The 25,235-nt window shown below is 69.7% G+C and carries 22 protein-coding genes, 1 tRNA gene and 1 pseudogene; 21 read left to right on the top strand and 3 right to left on the bottom strand.

Translation table 11 applies throughout. The features are described from left to right. Window positions 1–525 precede the first annotated feature (525 nt). Window positions 526–786, bottom strand: coding sequence for a hypothetical protein (locus tag ACSDR0_RS38225; RefSeq protein WP_435293833.1), 261 nt, complete (start codon window positions 784–786; stop codon window positions 526–528). Between the two features lie 45 nt (window positions 787–831). On the opposite strand from ACSDR0_RS38225, the gene ACSDR0_RS38220 reads away from it, so the two are divergent. The 9 genes from ACSDR0_RS38220 (at window position 832) to ACSDR0_RS38180 (ending at window position 9,561) form a co-directional block, all read left to right on the top strand. Further along, window positions 832–1,278 carry an integrase core domain-containing protein gene (locus ACSDR0_RS38220; RefSeq protein WP_435293832.1) on the top strand — a complete coding sequence of 149 codons (447 nt, stop codon included), beginning with the start codon at window positions 832–834 and terminating at the stop codon, window positions 1,276–1,278. A gap of 12 nt (window positions 1,279–1,290) precedes the next feature. Next, a complete protein-coding gene (locus ACSDR0_RS38215) occupies window positions 1,291–1,806 on the top strand; it encodes a (2Fe-2S)-binding protein (RefSeq protein ID WP_435293831.1) in 516 nt (171 codons plus the stop codon). A gap of 3 nt (window positions 1,807–1,809) precedes the next feature. Continuing rightward, complete coding sequence (locus ACSDR0_RS38210) at window positions 1,810–2,799, top strand: FAD binding domain-containing protein (protein WP_435293830.1); 990 nt, start codon at window positions 1,810–1,812, stop codon at window positions 2,797–2,799. Further along, window positions 2,796–5,006: a xanthine dehydrogenase family protein molybdopterin-binding subunit gene (locus ACSDR0_RS38205; RefSeq protein WP_435293829.1), complete on the top strand. Its 2,211-nt coding sequence runs from the start codon at window positions 2,796–2,798 to the stop codon at window positions 5,004–5,006. Before ACSDR0_RS38210 ends, ACSDR0_RS38205 begins: the two co-directional genes overlap by 4 nt. Window positions 5,007–5,421: 415 nt before the next feature. Continuing rightward, complete coding sequence (locus ACSDR0_RS38200) at window positions 5,422–6,576, top strand: low temperature requirement protein A (RefSeq protein WP_435293828.1); 1,155 nt, start codon at window positions 5,422–5,424, stop codon at window positions 6,574–6,576. Between the two features lie 53 nt (window positions 6,577–6,629). Further along, the gene (locus ACSDR0_RS38195) at window positions 6,630–6,785 is read left to right on the top strand and encodes a hypothetical protein (protein WP_435293827.1); all 156 of its coding nucleotides are present in this window, start codon (window positions 6,630–6,632) and stop codon (window positions 6,783–6,785) included. A 24-nt stretch (window positions 6,786–6,809) separates the two neighbouring features. Then, window positions 6,810–7,460: an SDR family NAD(P)-dependent oxidoreductase gene (locus tag ACSDR0_RS38190; protein WP_435293826.1), complete on the top strand. Its 651-nt coding sequence runs from the start codon at window positions 6,810–6,812 to the stop codon at window positions 7,458–7,460. Between the two features lie 296 nt (window positions 7,461–7,756). Beyond that, the gene (locus ACSDR0_RS38185) at window positions 7,757–9,178 is read left to right on the top strand and encodes an aldehyde dehydrogenase family protein (RefSeq protein ID WP_435293825.1); all 1,422 of its coding nucleotides are present in this window, start codon (window positions 7,757–7,759) and stop codon (window positions 9,176–9,178) included. Window positions 9,179–9,306: 128 nt separating this feature from the next. Further along, window positions 9,307–9,561, top strand: coding sequence for a hypothetical protein (locus ACSDR0_RS38180; protein ID WP_435293824.1), 255 nt, complete (start codon window positions 9,307–9,309; stop codon window positions 9,559–9,561). Window positions 9,562–9,865: 304 nt separating this feature from the next. On the opposite strand, the pseudogene ACSDR0_RS38175 reads toward ACSDR0_RS38180, so the two are convergent. Further along, window positions 9,866–10,072 (bottom strand): annotated as a pseudogene (locus ACSDR0_RS38175) (ISL3 family transposase); the annotation flags it as partial. 434 nt (window positions 10,073–10,506) lie between these two features. On the opposite strand from ACSDR0_RS38175, the gene ACSDR0_RS38170 reads away from it, so the two are divergent. The 4 genes from ACSDR0_RS38170 (at window position 10,507) to ACSDR0_RS38155 (ending at window position 14,379) form a co-directional block, all read left to right on the top strand. Then, complete coding sequence (locus ACSDR0_RS38170) at window positions 10,507–10,980, top strand: hypothetical protein (RefSeq protein WP_435293823.1); 474 nt, start codon at window positions 10,507–10,509, stop codon at window positions 10,978–10,980. Between the two features lie 575 nt (window positions 10,981–11,555). Continuing rightward, a tRNA-Val gene (locus ACSDR0_RS38165) sits at window positions 11,556–11,631 on the top strand. Between the two features lie 18 nt (window positions 11,632–11,649). Beyond that, on the top strand, window positions 11,650–13,128 hold the full coding sequence (locus ACSDR0_RS38160) for an SDR family NAD(P)-dependent oxidoreductase (protein ID WP_435293822.1): 1,479 nt from the start codon (window positions 11,650–11,652) through the stop codon (window positions 13,126–13,128). A gap of 276 nt (window positions 13,129–13,404) precedes the next feature. Next, on the top strand, window positions 13,405–14,379 hold the full coding sequence (locus ACSDR0_RS38155; RefSeq protein ID WP_435293821.1) for a GNAT family N-acetyltransferase: 975 nt from the start codon (window positions 13,405–13,407) through the stop codon (window positions 14,377–14,379). Window positions 14,380–14,470: 91 nt separating this feature from the next. Here the strand turns inward: ACSDR0_RS38155 and ACSDR0_RS38150 are convergent, their stop codons facing one another. Beyond that, window positions 14,471–16,801 (bottom strand): M64 family metallopeptidase, encoded by a 2,331-nt coding sequence (locus tag ACSDR0_RS38150; RefSeq protein WP_435293820.1) that lies wholly within the window; start codon window positions 16,799–16,801, stop codon window positions 14,471–14,473. Between the two features lie 112 nt (window positions 16,802–16,913). On the opposite strand from ACSDR0_RS38150, the gene ACSDR0_RS38145 reads away from it, so the two are divergent. From ACSDR0_RS38145 to ACSDR0_RS38110, 8 genes are all read left to right on the top strand, one after another. Continuing rightward, window positions 16,914–17,081, top strand: coding sequence for a hypothetical protein (locus ACSDR0_RS38145; RefSeq protein ID WP_435293819.1), 168 nt, complete (start codon window positions 16,914–16,916; stop codon window positions 17,079–17,081). A gap of 267 nt (window positions 17,082–17,348) precedes the next feature. Then, window positions 17,349–17,996: a protein-L-isoaspartate(D-aspartate) O-methyltransferase gene (locus tag ACSDR0_RS38140; RefSeq protein ID WP_435293818.1), complete on the top strand. Its 648-nt coding sequence runs from the start codon at window positions 17,349–17,351 to the stop codon at window positions 17,994–17,996. Between the two features lie 287 nt (window positions 17,997–18,283). After that, entirely contained in the window at window positions 18,284–18,772 is a 489-nt protein-coding gene (locus tag ACSDR0_RS38135) for a cupin domain-containing protein (protein WP_435293817.1), read from the top strand. A gap of 5 nt (window positions 18,773–18,777) precedes the next feature. Continuing rightward, complete coding sequence (locus ACSDR0_RS38130; protein ID WP_435293816.1) at window positions 18,778–19,461, top strand: ArsR/SmtB family transcription factor; 684 nt, start codon at window positions 18,778–18,780, stop codon at window positions 19,459–19,461. Between the two features lie 240 nt (window positions 19,462–19,701). Next, window positions 19,702–22,293, top strand: coding sequence for a DUF7824 domain-containing protein (locus tag ACSDR0_RS38125; protein ID WP_435293815.1), 2,592 nt, complete (start codon window positions 19,702–19,704; stop codon window positions 22,291–22,293). Between the two features lie 2 nt (window positions 22,294–22,295). Then, complete coding sequence (locus ACSDR0_RS38120; RefSeq protein ID WP_435293814.1) at window positions 22,296–23,177, top strand: hypothetical protein; 882 nt, start codon at window positions 22,296–22,298, stop codon at window positions 23,175–23,177. Window positions 23,178–23,451: 274 nt separating this feature from the next. Further along, window positions 23,452–24,651, top strand: a complete 1,200-nt coding sequence (locus ACSDR0_RS38115) for an MFS transporter (protein ID WP_435293813.1) — start codon at window positions 23,452–23,454, stop codon at window positions 24,649–24,651. Beyond that, window positions 24,648–25,175, top strand: a complete 528-nt coding sequence (locus ACSDR0_RS38110; RefSeq protein WP_435293812.1) for a GNAT family N-acetyltransferase — start codon at window positions 24,648–24,650, stop codon at window positions 25,173–25,175. The genes ACSDR0_RS38115 and ACSDR0_RS38110 overlap by 4 nt, the downstream gene beginning before the upstream one ends. Window positions 25,176–25,235 lie beyond the last annotated feature (60 nt).

The raw sequence follows: 25,235 nt of genomic DNA, 5'->3' as shown, positions 1-25,235 counted from the left end.
CCCAAGGACTACTTACATAATTACGATCGCTGTGAGCGAACGTCGGCAAGTTCGGGAACGCCCATCCCACTCGTAGAACGCCAGGTCCAGGGCCGAAACCTTCACCGCCTGGGCGACGTGGTCCACCACGTCATTGAGCAGTTCGGTCCGACCGCGGGGGAACCGGCCATGCAGCTGGTGGAACTTGAGCATCAGCGCGAAGCGCGGTGTCGGTAAGAGGGGTCCCGGTAGCAACGGCGGAAAATCCAACGGATATTGCTTCGCCAGCGTCGACGTGGAGCACTCTGGCGAGGTCAGCGGCATCTTCAGCCCAGCCCGCCGCACCCACCAACCGGCACACCAGCGATACGACGCCCTCACATCCGAGCAGGTCAGGAGTATATCCGTTGGATTTTCGGCGATTACTACCGGAACCCCAGCTGGCCGACAGCTTGCACCGATCCAGGTGGCGGTGCATGGCGGCCAGGGCGTGCTGCGCGGCCGCCGCGACGTCGGCACTGGGGCGGAGCGAGACGACGGGCGCATTCATCGCGCCTGGTCCGGGTCGATGCCCAGGACGTCCTGGATCGCGGTGTCACGCACGTAGCGGTCGTAGGCGGCCGCGATGGTCTCGGCCGCGGCGACCAGGTCCAAGTGGGTGCGGCCGTCCAACGCCAGCGGCCCGCGCCGTCCGCGCCAGGTCACCTCCCGCCGGGCGTCGGCGTTGAACAGGGAGATCTCCAGCTTGTCCTCGATGACCGTGTCGGTGTTGGCTCGGGAGAACGCGACCTGGAGATATCGGCGCATTCACGGTGAGCTGGTCGGCCTGGGCTACGCGGTCGCCCGTCGACGGTGTGGGCGATCCCTCAAGGCCGCGGGGATGGCGCGTCTTCGAAGCGTGCGGGGCCGACGCGGCGCGCGTTCCTTGTACGCCGCGAATGCCTGGACCGGATGCTGATCACCGGTGAGCGGCATCTGCGACACGTCCTGGGGGAGTACGCCGATCACTACAACCGCCATCGACCTCACCGGACCCTGAACGAGACATCGCCGAACGGACGGCCCGATCCGCCCCTGGGCGACGGCCGCACTCGGCTGGTTCGCAGAGATCGCCTCGGTGGCCTGATCCATGAGCACGCGCAGGTGGCTCAGGGTGCCACCATTTCGCCACCCAAAGGGTTGCGGGCGTCAAATCACCGGCTCGGCGCCCTCTACTGTCCCCTGAGTGCGAGGTCCGGGCCGCTTCCCCACGACCCAGGCCCTCCTATGTCCACAATAAGCATCAATGTCCGAATTTGATACGCTTCGCTCATGACGACAGCGGATACGGCACACCCGTACGACGAGGCGCCGCCCGAGGTGCCACAGGTTGAAGTCACCCTCCACGTCAACGGCACCTCCCACCGACTGCGGCTCGACGCCCGTGTTACCTTGCTGGACGCCTTGCGCGACCACCTGGCTCTCACCGGGGCGAAGAAGGGGTGCGACCAGGGCGCCTGCGGCGCCTGCACCGTGTTGGTCGACGGCAAGCGCGTGGTGTCGTGCCTGATGCTCGCCGCCCAGTGCGAGGACCGTGAGGTCACCACCGTCGAATCCCTGTCCGAGGCAGGGGCGCCACATCCTGTGCAGGCGGCCTTCGCCCGGCACGATGCGTTCCAGTGCGGCTACTGCACTCCTGGACAGATCATGTCGGCGGTGTCCCTGCTGGCGGAGGGCCGAGCGGACTCGGATGAGGACATCCGCGAGTTCATGAGCGGCAACATCTGCCGCTGCGGCGCCTACCCGAACATCTGCGCGGCGATCCGCGAAGTGGCTGCGGGAGGCTGAAGAATGCGTCCATTCGAATATGTCCGAGCCGCCGATGCCGGTCAGGCCGTGGCCATGGTCAGCGCCGACCCGAACACCTCCTTTCTCGCGGGCGGTACCACGCAGCTGGACCTGATGAAGGACGGCGTGCTAGGCCCCGAGCGGCTTGTCGACATCACCCGGCTGCCGTTGGGCGGCATCACGCACACCGGCTCGGCGATCCGTGTCGGCGCGCTGACCACCATGGAAGAATTGGCCGCCGACCCCGTCGTGATCGAACGGCTTTCCTTCGTCCGCGAAGCCCTTCTGCTCGGAGCCTCCACCCAGCTGCGCAACATGGCCACCATTGGGGGCAACCTGCTGCAGCGGGCTCGGTGCCGCTACTTCCGGGACCCCACCGTCGCCTCGTGCAACAAACGTGATCCCGGGTCCGGATGCGCCGCCATCACCGGCTTCGCGCGCATGCACGCCATCCTGGGCACCAGTGAGCACTGCATTGCCCTGCACGCCTCCGATGTCGCGGTCCCGCTGGCCGCTCTGGACGCTGTCGTCCACGTTCAAGGTGTGAACGGTCCGCGCAGCATCCCGCTGACCGAGTTCCACCTCCCACCGGGGGACACGCCGCACATCGAGAACGTGCTGCGGCACGGCGAGCTGATCACCGCGGTCGAGGTGCCCCTTCTCCCGGAGGGAGCACGGTCTCACTACCTGAAGGTCCGTGACCGCGTCTCGTACGAGTTCGCGCTGACCTCGGCCGGCGCGGCTCTGGTGATGGAGGACGGGATCATCCGGGAGGCCAGGGTGGCCCTGGGCGGCGTCGGCACGATCCCATGGCGGGCGTGGGGCGCCGAGGGCGTCCTGCGCGGAGCGGCCGCGCGCCGTGACACCTTCCGCGCGGCGGCGGACGCCGCCCTGGAGGGGGCCAGGACGCAGCCCGGCACGGCTTTCAAGGTGGACCTGGCCAAACGGACCCTGGTACGCACCCTGGAGATCATCGCAGGAGCGGAATCATGACCACATCCCCAACGATCGCGGTCATCGGCGCAGGCCTGGACCGCGTGGACGCCCCGTTGAAGGTGACGGGCAAGGCGCAATACCCCAACGACTTCGGCTTTCCCGGCATGACGCACGCCGCCCTGGTGCGCAGCACCATCGCCGCCGGCCGGATCCGGGCCATCGACACCTCGGCGGCCCTGGCCGCTCCAGGGGTGCTGACCGTCATCACCCACCTGACCGCACCGAGACTGGAGCGCGGTCCGATGACGCTGCTGGGACCGTCCCCGCCGGCTCCGCTCCAGGACGATCGCATCCTGCACTACGGGCAACATGTCGCCATCGTGGTGGCCTCCACCGCGGAGCAGGCCAGGCACGCCGCGTCGCTCGTGCGGGTCGGGTACGAAAGCACCGAGGCCCTGCTCGACGTCGACGACCCCAGAGCGGAAGTCCTCACCGACCCCTGGAGTCTGGACAGCGAGCGCGGCGACGTGGCCGCCGGTTTCGCCGCCGCTGACGTCGTGGTGGAGGGCACATACACCACCCCCGACAACACCAACAACCCGCTCGGCCTGATGGCCACGATCGCCGTCTGGAACGGCGACCTGCTCACCGTCCACGACTCCACCCAGTGGCCCCACAACGTCCGGACCTCCCTCGCGGCGATCTTCAAGATCCCGGAGAGCGGCATCCGGGTCCTGGCCCCCTACGTGGGCGGCGGCTTCGGCGCCGGGCTGCGCATGTGGCCCCACGTCATTTTGACCGTGCTGGCCGCGCGTGAGATCGGGCGGCCGGTGAAGCTCGTGCTCACCCGGCCCGAGATGTTCACCTCCGTGGGCCATCGCCCCAACAGCGTCCAGCACATCAAGATCGGGGCCAACAGAGCCGGAGACCTGATCGCCATCGAGCACCACGGCACCTCGTCGGTGGCGATGGAGGACGATGACTACGAACCGGTCTCCCTGTGCTCAGCCGTCTCCTACGCCTGTCTCAACGTGCGGACCCGGGATCGGCAGGTACGACTCAACATTCCGTGCCCGGGGTCCATGCGGGGCCCCGCCGAAGGACAGGGCAACTTCGCCCTGGAGTCGGCCATCGACGAGCTCGCCCACGCCTTTGGCATGGACCCGTTGGAGTTCCGCCTGCGGAACTACGCCGAGGTCGACCCGCTGTCCGGCCTGCCCTGGTCGAGCAAAGCGCTGCGGGAGTGCTACCTGCAAGGTGCCGAGCGGTTCGGCTGGTCGTACCGCACCCCAGAGGTGGGCTCGATGCGCGACGGGCGCTGGCTGGTCGGCTACGGCCTGGCCGGTGTCTCCTATCCCGCCTATCAAGTGCCGTGCCAGGCCCGTGCCTCGGTGCACCGCGACGGATCGGCGTTCGTACGCAGCGCGGCCACCGACATCGGAACCGGCACCTACACCGTCATGACCCAGCTCGCGGCCGAACTCCTTGGACTGGACACCTCGCGGGTGCGGTTCGATCTCGGGGACTCCGACATGCCGTACTCGCCGCAGGCCGGCGGTTCCGGTCTCACCGGAGCCCTCGGCAACGCCGTGCACGCCGCTTGCCGGCGTCTTGTGCGGGAGTTTCTCGACGTGGTGCGCGATGAGGTGGACTCGCCGCTGCGCGAGGCCAAGCTCGACGACGTCACGGTCAGTGAGGGACGCATCCACCGCATCGGCGCCCCCGAGCAGGGCGAGTCCTACACCGACATCCTGGCCCGCCACGGCCTGGAAGAACTGAGCGCCGACGGCAGGAGCACCCCGCCCCAGCCCGAGGAACTCGGGATGGCCGTCGCCGGCGCGTTCGGAGCCAAATTCGTCGAGGTCCGCATCGACCCCGATCTAGGGCTGCTGCGGGTGACACGGGTGGTCTCGGCGATCGACGGCGGGCGCATCCTCAACGAGAAAACGGCAACCAGCCAGATCATCGGCGGAACGGTCGGCGGCATCGGCCAGGCCATGTTCGAGGACACGGCCACCGACCAGGAAACCGGCCGCATCGCCAACGCCACCTTCGGCGACTACCTGGTGCCCGTCAACGCCGACATCCCGGACATGGACGTCATCTTCGTGGGCGAACCCGACCGGGCGACCCCGATCGGCACCAAGGGGATCGGGGAGGTCGGCCTGGTCGGCGTGGCGGCGGCCATCGCCAATGCCGTCTATCACGCCACGGGGCGACGCATCCGCTCCCTGCCGATCACCATCGACCAGCTGCTGCTCTGACAGACCATCAAGCCACGAGCGAAAGGAGATCCCGACTGAGCCCGGCGTAACGGGCTCAGTCGGGATCCGACTGTCTGTTGCGCAGGTAGCTCCAGTCCACCATGGGCTGCAGGATGGACATCGGCTTTCGCCGTCCGGGGAGGGGACGTAGCGCATCCGCACGCGTTCGCGCGGGGCTACCCCGGCACGACCGGCGGCCGGGTCACCCGGCTCCGGAAGCACTACGATCCACAAGGCACATTTCTGGCATTAAGGCCCCCTCTGTGGGCCACGACGAGGGCGGCCGGGAGCTTGAGATGTCCGGCCGGTGAGGCTGCCGCGGCGGCGCCGGCATTCGTTCACGTGGCCGTGACGCGCACAGGTGCGTGACCCAGAGGCGCCTTGGCCGCCGATACCGGATGAAGGAGAGGAACAGATGACGTCGCCCGGGGCTCGTCTGCGGCTGTGGACCTCCGAGAGCACAAGCGGCCGAGTGACTCCGGTGGAGCTCTTCTTCGACCTGGTGTTCGTCTTCGTGGTCACCCAGGTGACGCACGCGGTGGAGGCGCATCCCGGTGGGGAAGGGCTCCTCAAGGGGCTGCTGCCCATGATCGTCGTGTGGTGGATGTTCAGCGCGTTCGGTTGGCTCACCAACGCGGTGCGGCCCGATGTGGTCCCGGTACGGCTTCTGCTGACTCTCGCGATGATGGCCTTCTTCATCATGGGTCTGTCCGTCCCCCATGTCTTCGAACCCGAGGGGTGGGCCTTTCCCCTTGCCTACCTGGCCGTGGTCGCCATCCACTGCGTCGTCTACCTCACCGCCAGCGCCCCGTCCGCCCGGCGCGCCATCCTGCGCAACGCGCCGTTCAACGCCGCAGCAGGCGTGCTCGTGTTCATCGCGCCGCACCTGCCCGAGACATGGACCTGGGTCTGCTGGGCCGCCGCCGTACCCACCCTGTACCTGTCCCCGTTCCTGGGACGCATCCACGGATTCATCATCGAGCCCCACCACTTCGTAGAACGCCACGCGCTTCTCCTGATCGTGGTGCTGGGCGAATCGGTGGTGGCCATCGGCATCGGCGCCGGGAGTCCGCCAAGCCGCGCGGTCGACCTGCCCCTTGCGCTCGGAGTGGTCCTGGGCATCGCGGTGACGGCGGGATTGTGGTGGGTGTACTTCGACGGGGACGAAGTCCGGGCCGAGGCGGAGTTCGAGAGGGCCACCCCATATCAGCGTCAGATGCTGGCCTACTACGCCTTCACCGGTGCTCACCTGGTGATGATCATCGGCGTCATCCTCGTCGCGGTCGGCATCACCGACGCCATCCACCACATCCACGGGCATGTCTCGCCATGGTGGCTGGGCTGCGGTGCCGCGATCTTCCTCGCCGGACACGCGATCTACCGCTCCATGCTGAAGAGCGGACGGATCACCGACCGCGTCGTCGGCGCAGTGTGCGTCGTGCCTTGTGGAATAGGCGCGTCATTCGCGGGCTGGGCCGCCATGACCGCCGTCGTGGTCGTACTGGCCGCCGTCGCCACCATCGACCATCGTCTGGTCTCACGAAGGCGCGCCCAGCGACAAGACCCATGAGCCGCTGCGCTGTCGCCGCCTCTGCCATCACCCTTAGGGATCGTCGCCAAGCCATGAAGCCCCACAACCCTGAAGAAACAGCGGTCGTGCTGACCGGCGCGACCAGCGGCATCGGCGAAGCCGCCGCCCGGCTGCTGGCACCGCGGACCTCCTGCCTGTACGTGCATGGCCCGGAGCGGCCGACCGAGATCGGTGGGCTGCTGGAGTAACGGCGAGCCACCAGCGCGGGACAGGTGCACTATGTGCAAGCCGACTTCAATCACCTGGCCGCGGTGGAGGAGATGGCGGCCGAGATCTCGAAGAGAACAGATCGCATCGATGTGCTGGTCAACAATGCCGGCCCTCCAGGCCCGCCGCGGCGAACGATCAGCCGCGACGGCAACGAGGTGACCCTGCAGACGAACTACCTTGCCGCTGTACTGCTGACCGAACGGCTCACGCCCTTGATCCTCACGGCAGACGGGCGAGTCGTGCACGTCGCTTCGGCAACGCATCTGTCCGCGTCTCTCGATCCAGACGACCTCAACCTGGAGCACTCCCCTTACAGCCCGACAGCCGCCTACGCCCGCTCCAAGCTGGCGCTGGTGGCACACGCCCGTTGGCTGGCCGAACAGGCACCTCAACCGCAGCCAGACATCGTGAGTCTTCACCCCGGAGTCATCAGCACAACCCTGCTGCACGCGATGTTCGACATTGGCGGCGCGTCCGTCCAGTATGGGGCCCGCAATATGGTGCATGCCGCTCTCTCCGGTAGTCGATGGCGAGGACAGTATGTGGACGAGACACGGCCTGCCCAGCCCAACGCCACCGCCCTTGATCCCGACTTTCGGCGTCGACTGGCCGAACGCACGTCCGCTGTGCTGCACCTCAGCGGGGATAGGTGATGCTCAAAGTGCCTAGTGTTCCTCGCCTTTAAGGGCGGGCCAGAGAACATGGCCGCTTTCGGCCTCTGGAAGTCATCGACCTGTCCTGGCCACCCCGCTACAAGATCAGGCGCCTGCGACCACCAGGGTGACGTTTTCGCTGGGTGGTACTGCCGTTCCTGCTCTCATGTGTCCAGGAAAACGTCTCTCTGGTTGGTCTCTCGGCTGGGCTCGAGTATGGGAGTCGCCCAGGGCGGCAAGCGCCGGAAGACGGATTCCGGCTACGGCCCTTGGTCCCCTGACGAGAGAAGATCACCATGCGTGAATACACCAAGCTGTACATCGACGGCGCCTGGCGCGAGCCGGAGCAGGGCACGGTCCTGGAGCTGACCGACCCCGCCACCGGCGAGGTTTCCGGTCGGGTGACACTCGGCGGCGAGGCCGACGTCAACCGGGCGGTCGCCGCGGCCCGCCGCGCTTTCGTCTCGTACTCCAGGACCAGCCGCGAGGAGCGCATCACGCTGCTGGAGCGGATCGCTGACGAGTATGAGCGGCGTGCCGACGACATGGTCGAGGCGGTCACTGCCGAGCTCGGGTGCCCGCGGGCGTTGTCCCGTGGGATGCACTTCGCTGCCGGACTGATCCAGTTCCGGGCTGCTGCGGAGGTACTCAAGACGTTCGAGTTCGTCTCGCAGCGCGGCGCCACTCAGGTGCGCAAGGAGCCGATCGGCGTGGCCGCGCTGATCACTCCGTGGAACTTCCCCGCGCTGCAGCCGGCGGGCAAGACCGCCTCGGCGCTCGCGGCCGGCTGCACGGTCGTACTCAAGCCGGCGCAGCTGGCTCCCTACTCCAGCATCGTACTGGCTGAGATCATGGAGGCCGCGGGGGTTCCGGCTGGCGTGTTCAACCTGGTCAACGGCCGCGGTTCGGTGATCGGCAATGCGCTCAGCTCCCACCCCGACGTCGACGTGGTGTCCTTCACCGGCTCGGCTGACGCGGCGCTTCAGGTGAGCACCGCCGCAGCCAAGACGTCCAAGCGTGTGGCGACCGAGCTTGGCGGCAAGTCGCCCCAGGTGATCCTGCCCGACGCGGACCTGAACGTCGCGGTCGACACCGCGCTGACCTGGCTGATGGGCAACACCGGCCAGATCTGCAGCGCGCCGAGCCGCACTCTGGTGCCGCGTGAGCGGCTGGAGGAGTTCCTGGAGGTGCTGGTTCCCCAGGTGGAGTCGCTGAAGATCGGTGACCCGCGGGAGGACGGCACGCACATGGGCCCGCTGATCTCCGCCGAGCAGTGGCAGACCGTGCAGCACTACATCCAGGAGGGTCTGGACGCCGGTGCCACCCTGGTCACCGGCGGCCCGGGCAAGCCGGACGGCCTGGACAGCGGCCACTTCGTCAAGCCCACTGTGTTCACCGGGGTCACCAACGACATGACCATCGCCCAGGAGGAGATCTTCGGCCCGGTGATGTCGGTGATCACCTATGACAGCGTGGAGGAGGCCGTCGGGATCGCCAACGACACCCGCTACGGCCTGGCCGGCTACGTCACCGGCACGGACCTGGACGCCGCACGGGACGTCGCCTCCCGCATCCAGGCCGGCTACGTCATCATCAACGACGCCGAGTTCGACTGGACCGCTCCCTGGGGCGGTTACAAGGAGTCGGGCAACGGCCGGGAGTGGGGTCCCGACGGGATGAACGAGTACCTGGAGACCAAGGTCGTCCTGGGCAGCTGACACTGGCCCGGGCACATGGGACGGGCTGACCCGCCGCTCGCTGTCGCGGGTCTGCCCATCCTTCGCCCACAGGCTTGGCCGCGGGTTCGCGGCTCTCGCCGACGCCCGAGCAAAGCGGTACATCAATCATGACCACGAACACAGCCGTCACCGGGAAGCCCCGAGGGCGCCATCGCTTCACCGCCTCCCTGCACCGGCCGCACCCGCGCCGCTGGCCGTTCTGGGCCATCACCGCGGTCGTCTTCACCGTGATGGCCGCGAGCAGCGCACCGTCTGCCCTGTACGGGCTCTACCAGCAGCGCTGGCACTTCGGCGCGACGATGTCGACGGTCATCTACAGTGGGCCGCCGGCAGATTGGACAGATTGGCCACCGCGCTCGTGAACTGGGTTGTGACGGGGTCGGCCGCCCTGGTCGGCGGTGCGGGAGCGGGCAGGCGGCCGATGGCGCTGACCATGACGGCGAGGGCGGCGATCCCGCCGATGACCACGGCCGCTATTCCGCCGAGCAGGAAGGGCGTTCGGCGCCGCCGCCCGGTCGCGCCGTAGGTGGATGGGCTCGGCCAGGGGCTGACCGTGCGGAGGCCATGGTCCCGGTAGGGGAAGGGGCCCCGGTCCACGAGGCAGCGGTGAAGCGCTGATCGGTGGTGGCAGGCCGATGGCAGGACGGCCCTGGGGCGGAGGTGGCCCGTCCTGGGACTGCGGCCCAGGGCGGATAAGACTCGCGTGCCGGCACGTCCGGCCGGTTCGCGGACCACAGCGCCGATGTGGCCGCTCAGGCGGGGAGTGTGCCGCTGGTGGCGTTCCAGCACGCCGGGAAGCTGTTGGCGGAAGGTTTGACGGCAGCCTCGCGTCGGGCGTATCAGGCGGCGGATCCGCACCGCCACGAGCACGCGGCCCTGGCGACCTCGCACGGAAACGGGCCGGCGAGGGACAGCATCCGCTTTCCCGGCTGCCCTGTGGGCGTTCTGCCTCCTCGCGCCATGAAGGTGTGGGCCGGTGCTGCCATCAGGAGCGGACGGCCGATGTGGTGTCCCGGAGGCTTGAATCTTTCAACGCGCCGTATGCGGCTCACAACCGGCGGGCCGAATTCTCAGGCGTAGCCTTCCAGCCCGGCATCCGGTAGGGATTTCGTCGACGCCGCTGGTTACAGGTTCTCCGGGTGGCCGATCCCCTGAAGATCAACGAATTGGCCGGCGGCGGAGTCGGCCTTCGGATCTCGCCGCCGGGGTGGTTATGGCCTTGTTGAAATTGTCCGGTTGTTGACCGTGGTGCACGAAAGATGCTGAATTCGCGGTGGCCGATGTCAGAAGCATTGAGGAGGACGGCGATGTTTGCTGCGACACAGCTCCGTCGAGTATTGGCGATCGGATCCGTACTGGTCACCACCGGCACGTTGGGCATCGTGGGCGTGGCGCAACCCGCCGCCGCAACCGTCGCCGTACTGAATGCCACGGTGGACTGCCTCAACGTCAACTACTCCGGAGACACCCGCGACTGGTACCCCTGGAGCTTGCAGGTCTACACCTCACCGCCCTCGTCGGCCCCCAACCTGGTCGCGGTCCCCGCCACGCACGCGTTCCAGTTCACCAAGACACTGCCCGACGGGGCCACGTCCGTGGGGATCACGACCCAGTGCAGCAGCGGCCACTACCCGTACGGTGACTTCAGCGGGACGGCCGGCATCACCGGCATCCCCGCCGGAACAACCGCCATCACCGCGAGCGTGGCCTGCTCCACGGCACCGGTCTCCCCCGGCCCGTGGCTCACCACCTGCAGCCTGCAGTCGGTGTCGTTCAGCTAGGGGTTCCGGACTGGTAATCGCCGAAAATCCAACGGATATACCCCTGACCTGCTCGGATGTGAGGGCGTCGTATGGATGGTCTGCCGGTTGGTGAGTGCGGCGGGCTGGGCTGAAGATGCCGCTGACCTCGCCGGAGTGCTCCACGTCGACGCTGGCGAAGCAATATCCGTTGGATTTTCCGCTGTTGCTACCGGGACCCCTTACGCGCGTGCGCGAGGAGACGGCCCCAGGGGCCACCTCGCTCCGGCCGGGAGTGTGGCCGACGCTTGCCACCGGTCAAGTCCGCTCCCTTGCTGGCGCTCGGTCGACGGACTGGACAGTCGGCCGCGCGCCGGCCAGACAGGCCTTGGGGGACGAGCCGGGGAGCGGGAGGAAACGGGTACGAGTGGTGGGACATCGAGAAGGTCGCGGAGGTCAAACGCGCCGAGCGGGGGGCGTTCCTCGAACGCTTCCATCTCGGATGAGGGTGATCGCCGCCCGCTGATCGTCTGAACTCCGGCGAATGATCAAAAATGGGTTGATCTTCTCGGTAGGGTTGACGCAGGTGCCGGTTCGAAACCGAGCCGTCCTGCGTGGGGGCCGTGGTGCGGTTGGCCATCGTGCTTTCTCTGACGAGGGAAGAGGACGCCGGCTCGAATCCGGCCGGCCCCACCCCCGAGAGGATGACGCGTGGACTCCGAGACCGTCCGGACGGTCCTGCGGGCGCTTGGCGAGGCCAGGCGGCTCCCGCTGGACGATCCGGATCGCAGGTGGATCGCGCACGCGGCGCTCGCACTGGTCCGTGACGGGCAGCAGCGCCGCAGACAGGACCGCGATCACGCCGTGAAAGAGGCCGACGCCTCGGTGCTGGCGGCCACCGCGATGGGCAGTCCGGAGCGGGTGATCGACGCTCCCGTCTCGGAGAGACCGATGGGAGAGCCGGCCGGAGAGCTGCGCAGGGCGCGACGTTGCTACGTCTGCAAGGAGTACTTCACCCGGGTGGGCAGTCTGTATCACCTGCTCTGCCCCTCGTGCGCGGCCTTCAACGCCGCCCGTCGTACGGCCCGCGCCGACCTGTCGGGGCGGCGGGCGCTGGTCACCGGGGGACGGACGAAGATAGGTCACCAGCTCGCGCTGATGATGCTCCGCGACGGCGCCCACGTCACGGTCACCACCCGGTTTCCGGCCGACGCGGTCAGAAGGTTCGCGGAGACCGGTGACTGGGGCGGGCGCCTGGAGGTCGTGGGGATCGACCTGTGCGACCCTCGCCAGGTCGTCGCGCTCGGCGACCGGTTCCTGGCGGCCGGGAATCCGCTGGACATCCTGGTCAACAATGCCGCGCAGACCCTGCGCCGGCCGCTGTCGGCGTACGCCGCCCTGATGGAGGGGGAACGGGCCGGGCTTCCGCCGGGGGCGTCGACGGTGCCGGGGTTCACGCCCGGTCTTCCGATGTCGCCCCCTGGTGACGGGGTCTGGGGTCTTCCTGGTCTTCCGGTCTCGAACCCCGGTGACGCGGCTTGGGACCTGCCGGGTCTTCCGGTCTCGCCTGCCGGTGGCGCGGTCGGGGATCCGCGAGATCCCCTGGCCTCGCCTGCCGGTGACGTGGCCGGGGACCTGCGGGGTCTTCCGCTGCCACGTCCTGATGACGTTGCCCTGGGGTTGCCGGACGCGTCCGGTCTGCTGCCGGACATGTCGGCGCGCAACTCCTGGTCGGCGCGGATCGGTGAGGTGGACCCGGCCGAGTTGCTGGAGGTCCAGCTGGTCAACGCGGTCGCGCCGTTCCTGCTGATCGACCGGCTGCTGCCGTTGCTGCTCGCCGCGCCCTTCCCGCGCCGGTACATCGTGAACGTGTCGGCGGTGGAGGGGCAGTTCGCGGTGGCGAACAAGACCGGCCGTCACCCGCACACCAACATGGCCAAGGCAGGGCTGAACATGCTGACCCGTACCAGCGCCGCCGATCTGGCGCGGCAGGGTGTGTATCTGTGCAGCGTGGACACCGGCTGGATCACCGACGAGAACCCCGTGCCGCTGCGGGACCGGCTCGATCGCCGGACGCCGCTGGACGTGGTCGACGGCGCCGCGCGGGTCTACGACCCGATCGTGCGCGGCGAGGCGGGTGATCCGGTGCACGGCGTTTTCCTCAAGGACTACGCGGAGGCACCGTGGTAGCCCGGTTCGGGCCAAGGGCTCCCCGCGGGCGTTGACAAGGACCACGGAGGTGTGGAGGCTCATGCCGAGTCTCCCGAGTTTTGAGGGGGCGCTCGCACGGCCGCGTACCGGGCGACCGCATCCGGAGGTCGCCGCCGCGCGGAGCGTGCACCGGACCGCTCGCCAGGCGTAGAGCCAGCCGGAGAACCGGTCGCCGAGGTCGCGGGAGAACCGGCCGCCGGGCTAGCCGGAAAATCGGTCGCCGTGCGGGGTGGCCTGCTTCTACGCTCAACAACCATGACGTTCGAGTGGGCTCCGCTGACCAAGGACGACGTCGAGGCGTGGGCGAAGTTGCTGGTGGCGATCGACGAGGTGGATCAGGTCGGGGGGAGGGAGTCCGCGGACGCCCTCGCCGAGGATCTCGCCAACCCGCTGCTCGATCCCGTCGAGGGCACGCTGGGGGCGTGGGAGTCCGGCCGGCTGGTCGCGTACGGGATGACCATGGCTCGGGCCGCGGCCGAGCCGGTGCATCGGATGAGCCTGTGGGGCGGGGTGCATCCGGAGTATCGGCGCCGGGGGCTGGGGGGCCACCTGCTGGAGTGGGCGATCGGCAACACCCCGGTGCTGCACGAGCGCCGCTTTCCCGGGCAGCCGCTCGAACTCCATGTCGAGGTGGACACCCGCAACGAGGGCCTGCAGGCGCTGGTCGCCAGGGCGGGGATGAAGCCGGTCCGATGGTTTTACGGGATGACCCTCGACCTGGGCGCCGAGCTGCCGAAGGTCTCGCTGCCGGAGGGGCTGAAGGTCACCGCCTACCGGGATGATCTGGAGGATGCCGTCCGGGAGGTGCGTAACCGCTCGTTCGTCGACCACTGGGGGAGCGTCCAGCACACCCCGGAGTCCTGGCGGAGCACCGTCGTCGGAGTGCGGGCGTTCCGGCCGGAGGGGTCCTTCGTCGCGCTGGACGCGTCGGGGGAGAGCGTGGGCATCCTGCTCACCCACTATTTCGAGGCCGACACCGAGGCGACCGGGATCCGCGAGGCGTGGATCCAGATCATCGGCACCCCGCGCGAGTGGCGTGGGCGCGGGGTGGCGAGCGCGCTGCTCGCGCACGCGCTGGGCGAGTTCCGGGCGCAGGGGTACGACACGGCGGGGCTGGGGGTGGACGCCGACAATCCGACCGGGGCCCTCGGCGTCTACACCCGTGCCGGGTTCGAGATCGCGCGCCGTACGGCCGACCACGGGCTCCCGCTGGTTCCCGCGGTGGCGTGACGACGCTGAAAGCCTGACCGCCGGACAGGGCGACCCCTGGGCGTAACGCGGGCGGGACGCCCCCCGGGGAGGCGTCCCGCCGTCGTGCGCGTCAGTGGTGGTGCTGGTCCAGGCCCTTCTCGGGGACGTCGCTGGAGACCACGGCCTCGTAGGACTTGTCCCGGGCCTTGGCCCGCGGGTCGGCGACGAGGCCGGCGCACTGGCCGCTGCCGGTGATCTGGTTGGCCACCCCGGCGTTGGACGGCGCGGGCGTGTTGCCGCCGCAGGAGAGCGCGCCGCGGATTCTGGTGCCCGCCATCACGAGGGCGTCGGCGGTGGTGTTGCCGGTCAGCACCGCCGCGCCCCTGAGGTCGGAGCCGGCGATGATCAGCTGGCGGGTGGTGCCGGAGATGACGACCGCACCGTTGACCTGGGTCTTGAGCAGGTGCACCTCGGCGGCGGCGGAGGAGGTGATCGCCCCGTTGACGCTGCCGCCGTTCACCACCAGGGACGCGCCGGAGCCGACGGTTACCCCGCCGTTGACGTGGGCGTCGTTCAGGCAGGTGACGCCGGAGCGGACTACGATCGTCCCGTTCCTCGTACCGGTGATCGTGGTGGTGCAGGCGGGCGGAGCCGCGAGGGTGGTGACCGTGAAACGCTTGGCCGTGCCGTAGTTGCCGCTGGGGTCGATCGAGCGATACTCGACGGTGTGCCTGCCGCGGGGCAGCTTGCCGAACGTGAGGCTGTCGATGACGGTGCCGCTCTCGCTGAACGTCCACGGCAGGTCGGCGGAGGTCGGCCAGCCGAAGTAGTTGAACCAGCCGTCGCCGTCCACCCGGGATTCGTGCACGACGTACCCGCTCTGGTCGTCGCCGCCGGTGAGCCTCATGGTGAAGGGGCCGTTGTAGACATGGGCGTCGCCGGAGGCGGCCAGTGGCTCGGAGAGCTCGTAGCCGGTCGTGGGCAGCGTGTTGTCGACGGTCCAGGACCGGGTGTCGCCGCCGGAGGTGGCGGTGAGGGTGTGGTTGCCGGGGGTGAGCGTGAGCCCTCCCAGGTCCAGGTCCCCGTCGCCGTCGCCGAGCCGCGTGCCGTCCAGCGTCCAGGTGACGGCGGGGACGCTGTCGTCGGGGTGGGTGGTCTCGACGTAGACGACCTCGTCGTGGCCGACGGCCTGGCCGGTGGGCGTGGAGGAGAGCAGGCCGGGGCCGACCGCGCCGGGGACGGTGGTCACGGTCGTGTCCACCGTCCAGGTGCGGGTCGCGGTGAGGGAGCCGGAGCGGATGGCGGGGTCCCGCACGAAGTCGCTCGGGTCGACGACGGTCGCCTTCACCGTGTGCGTGCCGGCCGGCAGGTTCAGCGTGCGGAGGTCGAGTGCGGTGTGGCTGCCCGGGAGGTCGGTGCCGTCGACGCTCCAGGTGGTGGTCAGCGAGTGGCTGTTGGGGTGCAGCGGCTCCACCCAGAGCACCCGGTCGGCGCCGACCGGCGACGCGGTGGGCGTGCCGTCCTGGATGAGGCCGACCTTGGCGGAGATCTTCTGGGTCATGACCTCACGGCTGACCTGGTCGTAGTAGTAGCCCAGCGTCCTCATGAGCGAGTGCTCGCTGGGCCGCCAGATGCCGCTGCCGAAGTACTGGCCGCCCTCGTGGCGGCCGATGGTGCCGCCCGCCTCGCTCGGATCGCCCAGCCAGCGCCACCACTTCTTCCGCTGGTCCTTCATCTGCTGCTCGGTCAGCAGGGTGTGGTGTGCGGAGCCGGGCTCGCCTCCCGTGTAGGCGCCGCCTTCCACGCCGCGCGTGTAGTAGGTGTACTCGTCCTGCAGCCCGCCCAGCGAGTGGCCGATCTCGTGCGGCGCGATGAGGGCCGACATCGAGTTGTGGCCCGAGGAGGTGGCGTAGGCGCCGCCCGCTCCGCCGTAGGTCCCGCTGTTGCCCAGGGCCAGGATCTGCCGGTTGGAGCCGCTGGTCCCGGTCACCAGGTTGGCGTACGAGTTGGCCGCCGAGTTGCTCATGGTGATCAGTCGCTGGACGCTGGCGGGGTTGCAGCCGCCCCAGAAGGCCATGCTCAGCGGGGTGTTCTTCCTCCCGGAGGCCAGGCCGGGGTCACAGCCGATGCCGGACTCACCGGAGACGATGTCCACCCGGTAGACGTTGAAGTAGTTGCGGTAGGACTTGTACGGCTCGATGGACCACATCACGTTGAGCTGCTGATCGGTGTCGGCGGCGAAGGTGGACTGCTCGGCCTCGGTGTAGCCGTCGCCCATGATGATCAAATTGAACCGCTTGGCCGGGGCTCCCGTGACCTGGAGCGGCACCACGGTGGCGCTGCCGACGTCGGTGGCGGCAGCGGCACCGGCGCCGGCGCCGGCGGGTGCCGCGGGAACGGTGAGCAAGGCGGCGGTCATCGAGGCGACGGCCAAGGCGGTGAGCGGCCTGGTGATACGCATAGCGGGGGGAACCTCCATGGGCCAGTCAAGACTCCCTGCACTATCGTGCGTCGGCGCTCCGGACGTCCATCCCAAATAGCGATAAATGCGGACTTATAGCCCCTGTTGGCTGATGAGGGTGCCCCGGAGGTACGACTTCGTCGAGGTCGAGGTCGAGGTCGAGGTCGAGGTCGAGGTCGAGGTCGAGGTCGAGGTCGAGGTCGAGGTCGAGGTCGAGGTCGAGGTCGAGGTCGAGGTCGAGCGGACCGGCGGGCCGGCGGGCCGGGCGGCGGGAAAGTGAGCCGGGCGGCGGGAAGGCGGGCCGTACGGCGGGAAGGCGGGCCGGGCGTGCGCCGAGTGTGGCACCCCGCCTGATCGTGGGCGCCTGTGGTGGGTGGTGCCGGTGGTCCGCCGGGTTCCCCGTGACCACGGGCTGGAGTTCGCGTGCGCGCCGGCGGCCGGGGCGTGCCTAGCATGGAGATATGCGCACCGGTCCGGTGGCGTCGTTCCTCTGCGGTGACGTCATGCTCGGCTGCGGTGTCGACCAGATCCCGCGGGTGGTGACGTGGTGGGCGTGACCGGAGGCGCCTCTCACAAGGACCTCGTCCGGGCCGTCCGGGCGGTGGGCGTCCGCGACAAGCGTCTGCTGGAGGCCATACGCGCGACGCCACGGGCGGAATTCGTCCCCGCGGAGCATGTCAAGATCGCCTACTACGACGGGCCCGTCCCGATCGGGCACGGGCTGACGACCACGCAGCCTTCGCTGTCGGCAAGGATGATCGAAAGCCTCGGTCTCACCGGGGAGGAGCACGTGCTCGAGGTCGGCACGGGCCTTGGCTTCCAGACCGCGCTGCTCGCCCGACTGGCCGCCGATGTCGTGACCATCGACCTGTGGGAGGACCTGGTCCGGCAGGCGCGCCGGAACCTCGCCCGGCAGGGTGTCGGCAACGTCGAGTCGCTCGTCGGAGACGGCAGCCTCGGCGTGCCGGACCGCGCTCCGTACGACGGCGTCATCGTTTCGGCCGCGTTCCCCGAGGTTCCTTCGCCGCTGGTCGGGCAGCTCCGGCTCGGGGGCCGCCTCGTACAGCCCATCGGGCCGGGCGGGCGGGAGGAGATCGTCCTGTTCCGGCGCACCGAGACCGGACTGGAGCGCCGGCAGGTCCTCACGCTGGCCAGCTTTGTCCGCCTTCACGGAAAGTACGGCTTTCCACTTTGAGCGCGCACCACGGCAGCGGCCTGCTCGTCTGAGCGCGCACCACGGCAGCGGCCTGCTCGCGCGGGTCGGCGACAGCCGGTTCGACAGCGTCCGGACCGGCGTCGGCATGACGTGTCCGGGTGGCGGCGTGTACGACCTTCCGGGGACCGGCCGGACTGTTTTCCCCTGTTTTTCCCTGTTTCCCCCTGTTTCCCTTTGGTTCTCCCGCCTCGCGTGGACTCTTCCATCCCATTATCGCCATATTCTATAGTTCTTTGGAATATTGACTTACGGGGATGGAGAGCGGGATGTCGTATCCAAAGGCTCGTTACCTGGGTGAGGCGGGCGAGAGCAGCGGGGTCTTCCGGCCGGCGAGCACGGGGCCGGATCTGATGATCGGCAATACGGCGGTGCACTATTTGGGCACCGGCGCCTCGACGGACGGGCAGTTCGGCCTGTACCGCTGGGACATGGGCCCGAAGCGGTCCGGCCCGGAGCCCCACTTCCACCGGACGATCTCCGAGTCCTTCTTCGTCCTGTCCGGGACGGTGCGGCTGTTCGACGGGAAGGGCTGGACCGACGCGACGGCGGGAGACTTCCTGTACGTTCCGCCGGGCGGGATACACAGTTTCTGCAACGAGTCCGGCGAACCGGCCTCGATGCTGCTGCTCTTCGCCCCCGGGGCGCCGCGCGAGGCGTACTTCGAGGAACTCGGCGCGATCGTGGCCGACGGGCGCCGGCTCAGCGACGAGGAGTGGACGGACCTCTATCTCCGCCACGACCAGTACATGGTCTGACGGTCATGGCGGAGTTTCGCGAGGAACCGATCTACCGGCAGCTGGCGCGGATCGGGAAGACACTGGCCAGTCCCGTGCGGCTCAGGCTGCTCGACGTGCTCGACCAGCGGGAACGCACCGTCGAGCAGCTGTCGGAGGCGGCCGACATCCCGCTGAAGAACACCTCGGCCCAGCTGCAGCAGCTCCGCGCCGCCCACCTGGTGACGAGCCGCAAGGAGGGCACGCGGGTCTACTACCGGCTGGCCGACGAGCGGGTCTCGCGGTTCCTGGGGGAGCTGCAGGACTTCGCCGGGGAAAGGCTCGCCGACCTGCGGGAGGCGGTGGCCGAACACCTCGGCGACCCCGCGGTGCTGGAGCCGGTGACCGCCGGCGAGCTCGCCGCGCGTCTCGCCGACCCCGAATCCGGCGTCGTGATCGTCGATGTCCGTTCCGCGGCCGACCACGCCCGCGGCCATGTGCCGGGGGCGGTGTCGGTTCCCCTGGCCGAGCTGCGCGATCGTCTTGACGAGCTCCCCAGGGACGCCGAGATCGTGGCCTACTGCGGCGGACCCTACTGCGCGGTCTCCCCGGAGGCCGTGCGGCTGTTGCGCGAGCGGGGCTTTCACGCGCGTCCGCTGGACGGTGGGCTCGCCCGCTGGCGGCGTGCGGGAAACCGGCTGCAGGCCGGCCCCGACCCCGTGGCCCTGTGACAGATCACATGGCCCGTGACGGATCACATGGCCCTGTGACGGATCCCGTGGCCCAGTGACGGGTCCGTAGCCCTTGACGGGTCGATGGCCCCGTGACGGATCCGCGGCTGGATTGTCGGAGTGGATCACTACTGTTCGCGGCATGTCCACCCCCCACCAAAACGTCGCACCGCCGGCCGGGACGAAGGTCCCCGCGCCCGGCGAGCTCCCCCGGATCGCCCGTCGCGAAGAGGTCGGCGCATGACCGCCTGGGAGGAGATCCGCGAATTCATCGATCGCCGGGACGCCAACGCCGTCGCGGCCCGCGTCACCAAGTTGGACGAGGCCGCGCGCAAGGAGGTCGCCGCCCGCCTTCCTGGATACCTGAAGACGCTGCGCGGCCGGCGCGAATCCTGGGAGGGGCTCGACGACTACGCCGGAGTGCTCCGCGCCGCCGGGGCCGGGGTCCTCACCGGGGCGGCCGCCGTGGCGACCTGGCTGAATCGCCGGGATTTCACCTCCCGCTGGAGCTCGCCGTACGGGGACACCGAGCGGATCATGGCGATTCTCGCGACCCGGTCGGCGGAGTGGCGGGCCGACCTGGCAGGGCGGCTCCTGCTGAGGCTCCGGACGGGGGAGGACCGTGGCCTGGACCTGGCCCTCACCCTGCTCCGCGCGACCGAGATCGAGGTGCCGGTTCACGATCCGGTGGTCGTCGGATGGGTGAGCAGTGTCGTCGCTCTGCCCGCCCCGCGGGAGGATCCGCTCTTCGAGATCATGCTTCCCCGCCTCTTCGAGGCCCAGGGGGTGGGGAGGGCCCTGCAGTGGGAGGGCGACCCGACCAGGTCAATGCTGGGCGCCCTGCTCACCCTGGCCGCCGGAGACGGGGCGAAACGGGCGGCGCTGCTCCAGGGGTGCGTCAGGCGGTTCCTGCTGGGCGGTTCGGTGACGGAGCTGCGGTTCTTCGTCCGCCTGCACGAGGCCCTGGACCCCGCGCCGCACGAGATCGAGCCGCAGGCCCGTGACTACCTGCGGCTGCTGCCGGCTGCCCCGGGGCCGGTGGCCGAGCTGGCGCTGCGGCACCTGCGAGGACTCGACGGGCTCGACCCCCTCGACCTACTGGAGGGATGGGAGTCGGTGCTCTTCCGGCCCGAGCGCAAGCTCGTCCGCGCCGGGCTCACCTGGCTGGACCAGCGGGTACGGCTCTCGCCCGACCTGGCGACCTCGATCGCGGGACCGCTGGCGCAGGCGTTCGCCGCCGGCTCCACCGAACTTCAGGAGAAGGCGCTGGCGCTCGCGATCAGGCACGCGGGCCGGATGGACGACGAGGGCCGTGCCGTCATCCGTGACGCGCTCGGCACGCTCCCGCCCGACCTCGGACGGCGTGCCTTCGCCGTCTTCGGCGGCGAGGAGCCGGTCGAGACCGGACCGCGGGACGATTTCGCGCCGCCCGCGCTCCCGCGGCCCGACGCCCCGCGGCGGATGCCCGGACCGATCGGTTCCGTGGCGGAGATGGTGCCCCTGCTGAACGACTCCGACGACTGGCAGGCGTGGGAGCGGCTGCTGGCCGGTTTCGTCGCCCTCGTGCACCGGGATCGAGAGGGCACGGCCGCCGCCTTCAAGTCCAGCCTGCCCGGCAGGTACGAGCACCTGTACGGAGGCGACCACTGGAACCGGGTCGATCGCTGGAACCAGGTCGACCACTGGCTGATCGGCGCCGTGTGCTCCCTCACCGGTGTCGCACCGCAGCGTGGCTCCTGGAGGAGCAGGCTCCCCAACACCCGCTATCTCTGCCCGCCGCACCTGCTCCTGCTGCACCGGGCGGCCGAGATCCAGATGGCCGTGGAGGAGGACGTCGTCCCGCCCCTGCTGCTGGCCACCCCCACCCTCACGACCGGGCACGTGGAGGCGGCCGAGCTGGTGACGAGGCTGGAGGTCATCGAGGCCGCCGGGGCGAAGCCACTGGCCGCGGACCTGCAGCAGGCGCTCCTGCGGCTGCCGAGAGAGCAGGACCCGGAGGCGGCCGACCGCGCCGGTCGCCTCTCCTCGTCGGCCGGTCGCCTGGTCGCCCGGTGGCTGTCCGGGGCCCGGATCGCGGATCCGGTGGTGGAGGTGGGCTGGTCCCACGGGGGGCACTGGCACAACGACAGCGCGCGGAACCACTCCGCCGAGGTGAAGCCCGTCCCGTCGCTGCGCGCACCGGCCACCGGGCTGCCCCTCGTCGACCGGATGTTCGCCGACCCTCCGCGGCATGGCGACGGAGCCCATCTGACCTGGTGGCCGTCGATGTTCCCGTCCCACCGCGAGGTGGCCGCCGCCCACCTGTCACGTCAGCTCCTGCACGATCAGTGGCACCACCCGGACGTACGGACGAGCCATCTGCGCGAGCTCGCCCGGCTCGACGGGCCGCCGGGAGCCGCCGTGTCGCTCGTCCTCGCCCGCCTGCTGGGCGACCCGGACATGCCGGAAGCCGTCGACATCCTGCTGACGATGGCGGGTCGCGGCGACCTGCGGGCCGCCGAACTCGGCAGGTGGATGGCGGACCTGGTCGAATACGACCAGACGAAGCTCGTCCACCTGACGGCGGCCCTGGAGTCGGTGTCCCGCCAGGGCGCCCACGAGGAGGTGTGGACGGCGGTCGCCGCGGCGTTGCGGTCGCTCCTGCCCCAGGCCGGTCGCCGGCCGCGCCACGGGCTGACCGAGTTCGTGGCGCTGGCCGCCACCACGGCGGCGTGGTGCCGCGCCCGCGGGACGATCCCCGAGATCGAGGCCATGGCGGCGCGCAGGGGATCGAGTGGCCTGCTCCGTGAGGCGCGCCGCCTGCACGGGCTGTTGACGGCGAAGGAAGGATGACCATGCGCTCGAAGCATGACGAGGAGCGCCGCCTGCGGCTGGCGCTCGGCGACCTGGTCCGTGCCGCCGCGCCTCCCGGCTGGAGCGACGCCACGGTCCGTTGCGGCCAGGTCGGAGGATTCACCCGCGTCGTCGTGGACTGCGACGGGGTGGAGATCGGCGTTCGGGGGCTGGAGGAGCAGGTCAGGCGACTCCGCGAACTGGCCCATCGCGAAGGCGAGGGCACGTGGTTCTCCTGCGAGCTGCGCTTCACGCCGGAGAGCAGGTCGTACCGGGGACACGTGGACGCCGAAGGGTTTCCCTTTCCCAGCGGTACGGGCATTCCCGACATCGCGCTGCTGGAAGAGCTGATGGTGTTTCCTCGCGGCACCGTTCCCGGCTGGCTGCTGGACGCCCTCCCGACGGCGGTCCCGGTGGGGATCCGCGAGCCCGAGGATCCCTGGCGTCATCACTTCGACGATTCGCCGGATCCCGAGCCGGTCATCTCCGGAGAGCTGGCCTACACGCCGATCGAGCGCATGGTCGTCCACGCGTCCGAACTCGGCGATGGGCACGAGAGGCACCTCGTCTTCCTGACCGAGGAGGCCGGTGGCGGCGGTGACCACCTCCTCTTCATCGCCGCCGAAGAGGGGAGCGAGCAGCCCTACTGGGTGGCCCGCGAGGGCATGCGGGGCACCGGGAGCGGCATCACCGCCTGCGTGCTCGGCGATCGGCGCCTCGTCCTGCACCTCACCCCCAAGGCCGCGGACGCCATGGAGACCGAGACCGTCCTGACCGTCGACCTGAACCTGACGCCCGACGAGACGGAGCAGCTCAGGACCGTTCTCGGCAAGGTCTTCCAGAAGGGATCGTCCAATTCGACACCCTCGCTCACCGGGTTCTGACGCGCGGGCCGGGCAACGGAGGTCAGGGACCTTCTGGTCACGACCGAACCGGTGATCCCGCCGGCCCGGCCCGCCCGGCCCGCCGCCCGAGGAGATCCGCACGTACACGAGCGGCGGCCACGACGGTTCGCATCCGCGTCTCGTGCGCGAATTCGTGTCCGCCGCCGCGGGCCTCATCCCGCCCGTCCACTCCACCTCCGCAGTGGGCCGACCGATCTGTCCGGCCGCCGGTCCCCGCTCGGGACCGGTAGCCCCCACATGCGAGCATGTCCGGGTGACCGTACAGCCCGCACCACCACCTCCCCAGGTCATGACCGGTGGCCTGACCTTCCTCTTCGCCGTCGCCGGTGGTGCGGCGGTCGGCAACCTCTACTGGGCCCAGCCTCTCCTCGACTTCATCGCGGGCGACCTGCGCGCCTCCACCGCCGTCGCCGGATGGCTCGTCACGGCCACCCAGGTCGGTTACGCGATCGGCATCCTGCTGTTCGTCCCGCTGGGCGACGTCCTGGATCGGCGGCGGCTCATTCCCCTGATGCTGCTCGTGTCGGCCGTGATGCTGGTGGTGTGCGCCCTGGCGCCGTCCTTCGGGTCGCTGCTGGCGGCGATCTCGCTGCTGGGCGTCACGACCGTGGCCGGGCAGTTGCTGACACCGCTGGCCGGAGACCTGGCCGTGGAATCCCAGCGCGGCCAGGTGGTCGGGACCGTGACGTCGGGCATCCTGACGGGCATCCTGGTCTCCCGTACGATCAGCGGCCTGGTCGCCGAGTTCGCGGGCTGGCGGACCATTTTCGCGGCCGCCGCCGTCGTGGCCGTTCTGCTGGCGGGCCTGCTGTACCGGAAGATCCCCGCGCTGGAGCCGAAGGAGCGGCTGCCCTATTTCCGGCTGATCGCGTCGGTGTTCTCGGTGGTGCGGCGGGAGCGGGCGGTGCGGTGGACGTTGCTGCTGGGCGGGACGGGCTTCGCGACCTTCACCATGTTCTGGACGTCGCTGACCTTCCTGCTGAGTTCGCCGCCCTTCGAGTACCCCGTCTCGGTGATCGGCCTCTTCGGCCTGGCCGGGCTGGCCGGGGCGCTGGCGGCACGGCGGGCCGGGCGGCTGCACGACCGTGGCTGGTCCCTTCCCGCCACGGGTGCCGGGTGGGTGCTGGTGCTCGCGTCGTTCACCGTGGCGATGTTCGCGGGGCGCTCCGTGGTGCTCGTGCTCGTCGTGGTGGTGCTGATCGACGTGGCGATCCAGGGGTTGAACATCCTCAACCAGACGCGGATCTTCGCGGTGTCCGACGAGGCGCGGAGCCGGTTGAACACGACCTTCGTGACGGGAAACTTCATCGGCGGAGCGATCGGGTCGGCCGCCGCGGCGGTGTTGTGGTCGGTGGGGGAGTGGCGCGCGGTGAGCGTCGCGGGCATGGTGCTTTCGGGACTCGCCCTGACGATCTGGGCGATCGGACGACGAGGAGCACTGGTGGTGTCATGACCGACCTCACCCTGGCCGTCCATCCGGCGACCGCCGCCGACGCCGCCGCGCTGGGCGAGATCCACGCCGAATCCTGGGCCGTCGCCTACGCGCCCTTCTTCGGGCCGGAGTTCTTCGCCGAGGCCGTGGGCCACCGCCGTACCAAATGGGGTGCGGTCGTGGCGAGCGGACAGGACACGATCCTGCTCGCCACCCTGAACGGCCGCCCCCTGGCCTTCTCCTACTTCGGAAGCTCCCCGGAACACCCCGGCACCGCCGAGATCTTCGGCTTCTACGGCCACCCCGACGGCTGGGGCAGCGGCATCGCCGCCGCCCTGATGGCCGCCACCGTCGAGCGCCTGAGGGCCGACGGGTTTCCGCGCGTCCACCTGTGGACCCTGCGCGACACCCCGCGGTCGCGCCGCTTCTACGCCAGGACCGGCTTCACCGAATCGGGTGCGGAAAGGGGCCACGACTTCGGTGACGGGAACCTGATCGACCAGGTCGAGTACGAGCTGACCCTCCAGGTGTGCCGACGCGGGTGATCGGTGGCCGGCCTCCGAGCGCGGTGTGGCGTCGACGGCGGTCGCGGGTGTGGAGCCGCG

Source organism: Streptosporangium sp. G11 (genome assembly GCF_051192615.1).
Classification (GTDB): domain Bacteria; phylum Actinomycetota; class Actinomycetes; order Streptosporangiales; family Streptosporangiaceae; genus Streptosporangium.
This window is presented reverse-complemented; position numbering and strand designations above follow the sequence as displayed.

Excerpts from the sequence above, each read along its gene's own strand:
- ACSDR0_RS38225 (WP_435293833.1), bottom strand. The coding sequence starts at position 786 with ATGCGCCGATATCTCCAGGTCGCGTTCTCCCGAGCCAACACCGACACG.
- ACSDR0_RS38215 (WP_435293831.1), top strand. The coding sequence starts at position 1,291 with ATGACGACAGCGGATACGGCACACCCGTACGACGAGGCGCCGCCCGAG.
- ACSDR0_RS38210 (WP_435293830.1), top strand. The coding sequence starts at position 1,810 with ATGCGTCCATTCGAATATGTCCGAGCCGCCGATGCCGGTCAGGCCGTG.
- ACSDR0_RS38205 (WP_435293829.1), top strand. The coding sequence starts at position 2,796 with ATGACCACATCCCCAACGATCGCGGTCATCGGCGCAGGCCTGGACCGC.
- ACSDR0_RS38200 (WP_435293828.1), top strand. The coding sequence starts at position 5,422 with ATGACGTCGCCCGGGGCTCGTCTGCGGCTGTGGACCTCCGAGAGCACA.
- ACSDR0_RS38195 (WP_435293827.1), top strand. The coding sequence starts at position 6,630 with ATGAAGCCCCACAACCCTGAAGAAACAGCGGTCGTGCTGACCGGCGCG.
- ACSDR0_RS38185 (WP_435293825.1), top strand. The coding sequence starts at position 7,757 with ATGCGTGAATACACCAAGCTGTACATCGACGGCGCCTGGCGCGAGCCG.
- ACSDR0_RS38180 (WP_435293824.1), top strand. The coding sequence starts at position 9,307 with ATGACCACGAACACAGCCGTCACCGGGAAGCCCCGAGGGCGCCATCGC.
- ACSDR0_RS38170 (WP_435293823.1), top strand. The coding sequence starts at position 10,507 with ATGTTTGCTGCGACACAGCTCCGTCGAGTATTGGCGATCGGATCCGTA.
- ACSDR0_RS38155 (WP_435293821.1), top strand. The coding sequence starts at position 13,405 with ATGACGTTCGAGTGGGCTCCGCTGACCAAGGACGACGTCGAGGCGTGG.
- ACSDR0_RS38150 (WP_435293820.1), bottom strand. The coding sequence starts at position 16,801 with ATGCGTATCACCAGGCCGCTCACCGCCTTGGCCGTCGCCTCGATGACC.
- ACSDR0_RS38145 (WP_435293819.1), top strand. The coding sequence starts at position 16,914 with ATGAGGGTGCCCCGGAGGTACGACTTCGTCGAGGTCGAGGTCGAGGTC.
- ACSDR0_RS38135 (WP_435293817.1), top strand. The coding sequence starts at position 18,284 with ATGTCGTATCCAAAGGCTCGTTACCTGGGTGAGGCGGGCGAGAGCAGC.
- ACSDR0_RS38130 (WP_435293816.1), top strand. The coding sequence starts at position 18,778 with ATGGCGGAGTTTCGCGAGGAACCGATCTACCGGCAGCTGGCGCGGATC.
- ACSDR0_RS38125 (WP_435293815.1), top strand. The coding sequence starts at position 19,702 with ATGACCGCCTGGGAGGAGATCCGCGAATTCATCGATCGCCGGGACGCC.
- ACSDR0_RS38120 (WP_435293814.1), top strand. The coding sequence starts at position 22,296 with ATGCGCTCGAAGCATGACGAGGAGCGCCGCCTGCGGCTGGCGCTCGGC.
- ACSDR0_RS38110 (WP_435293812.1), top strand. The coding sequence starts at position 24,648 with ATGACCGACCTCACCCTGGCCGTCCATCCGGCGACCGCCGCCGACGCC.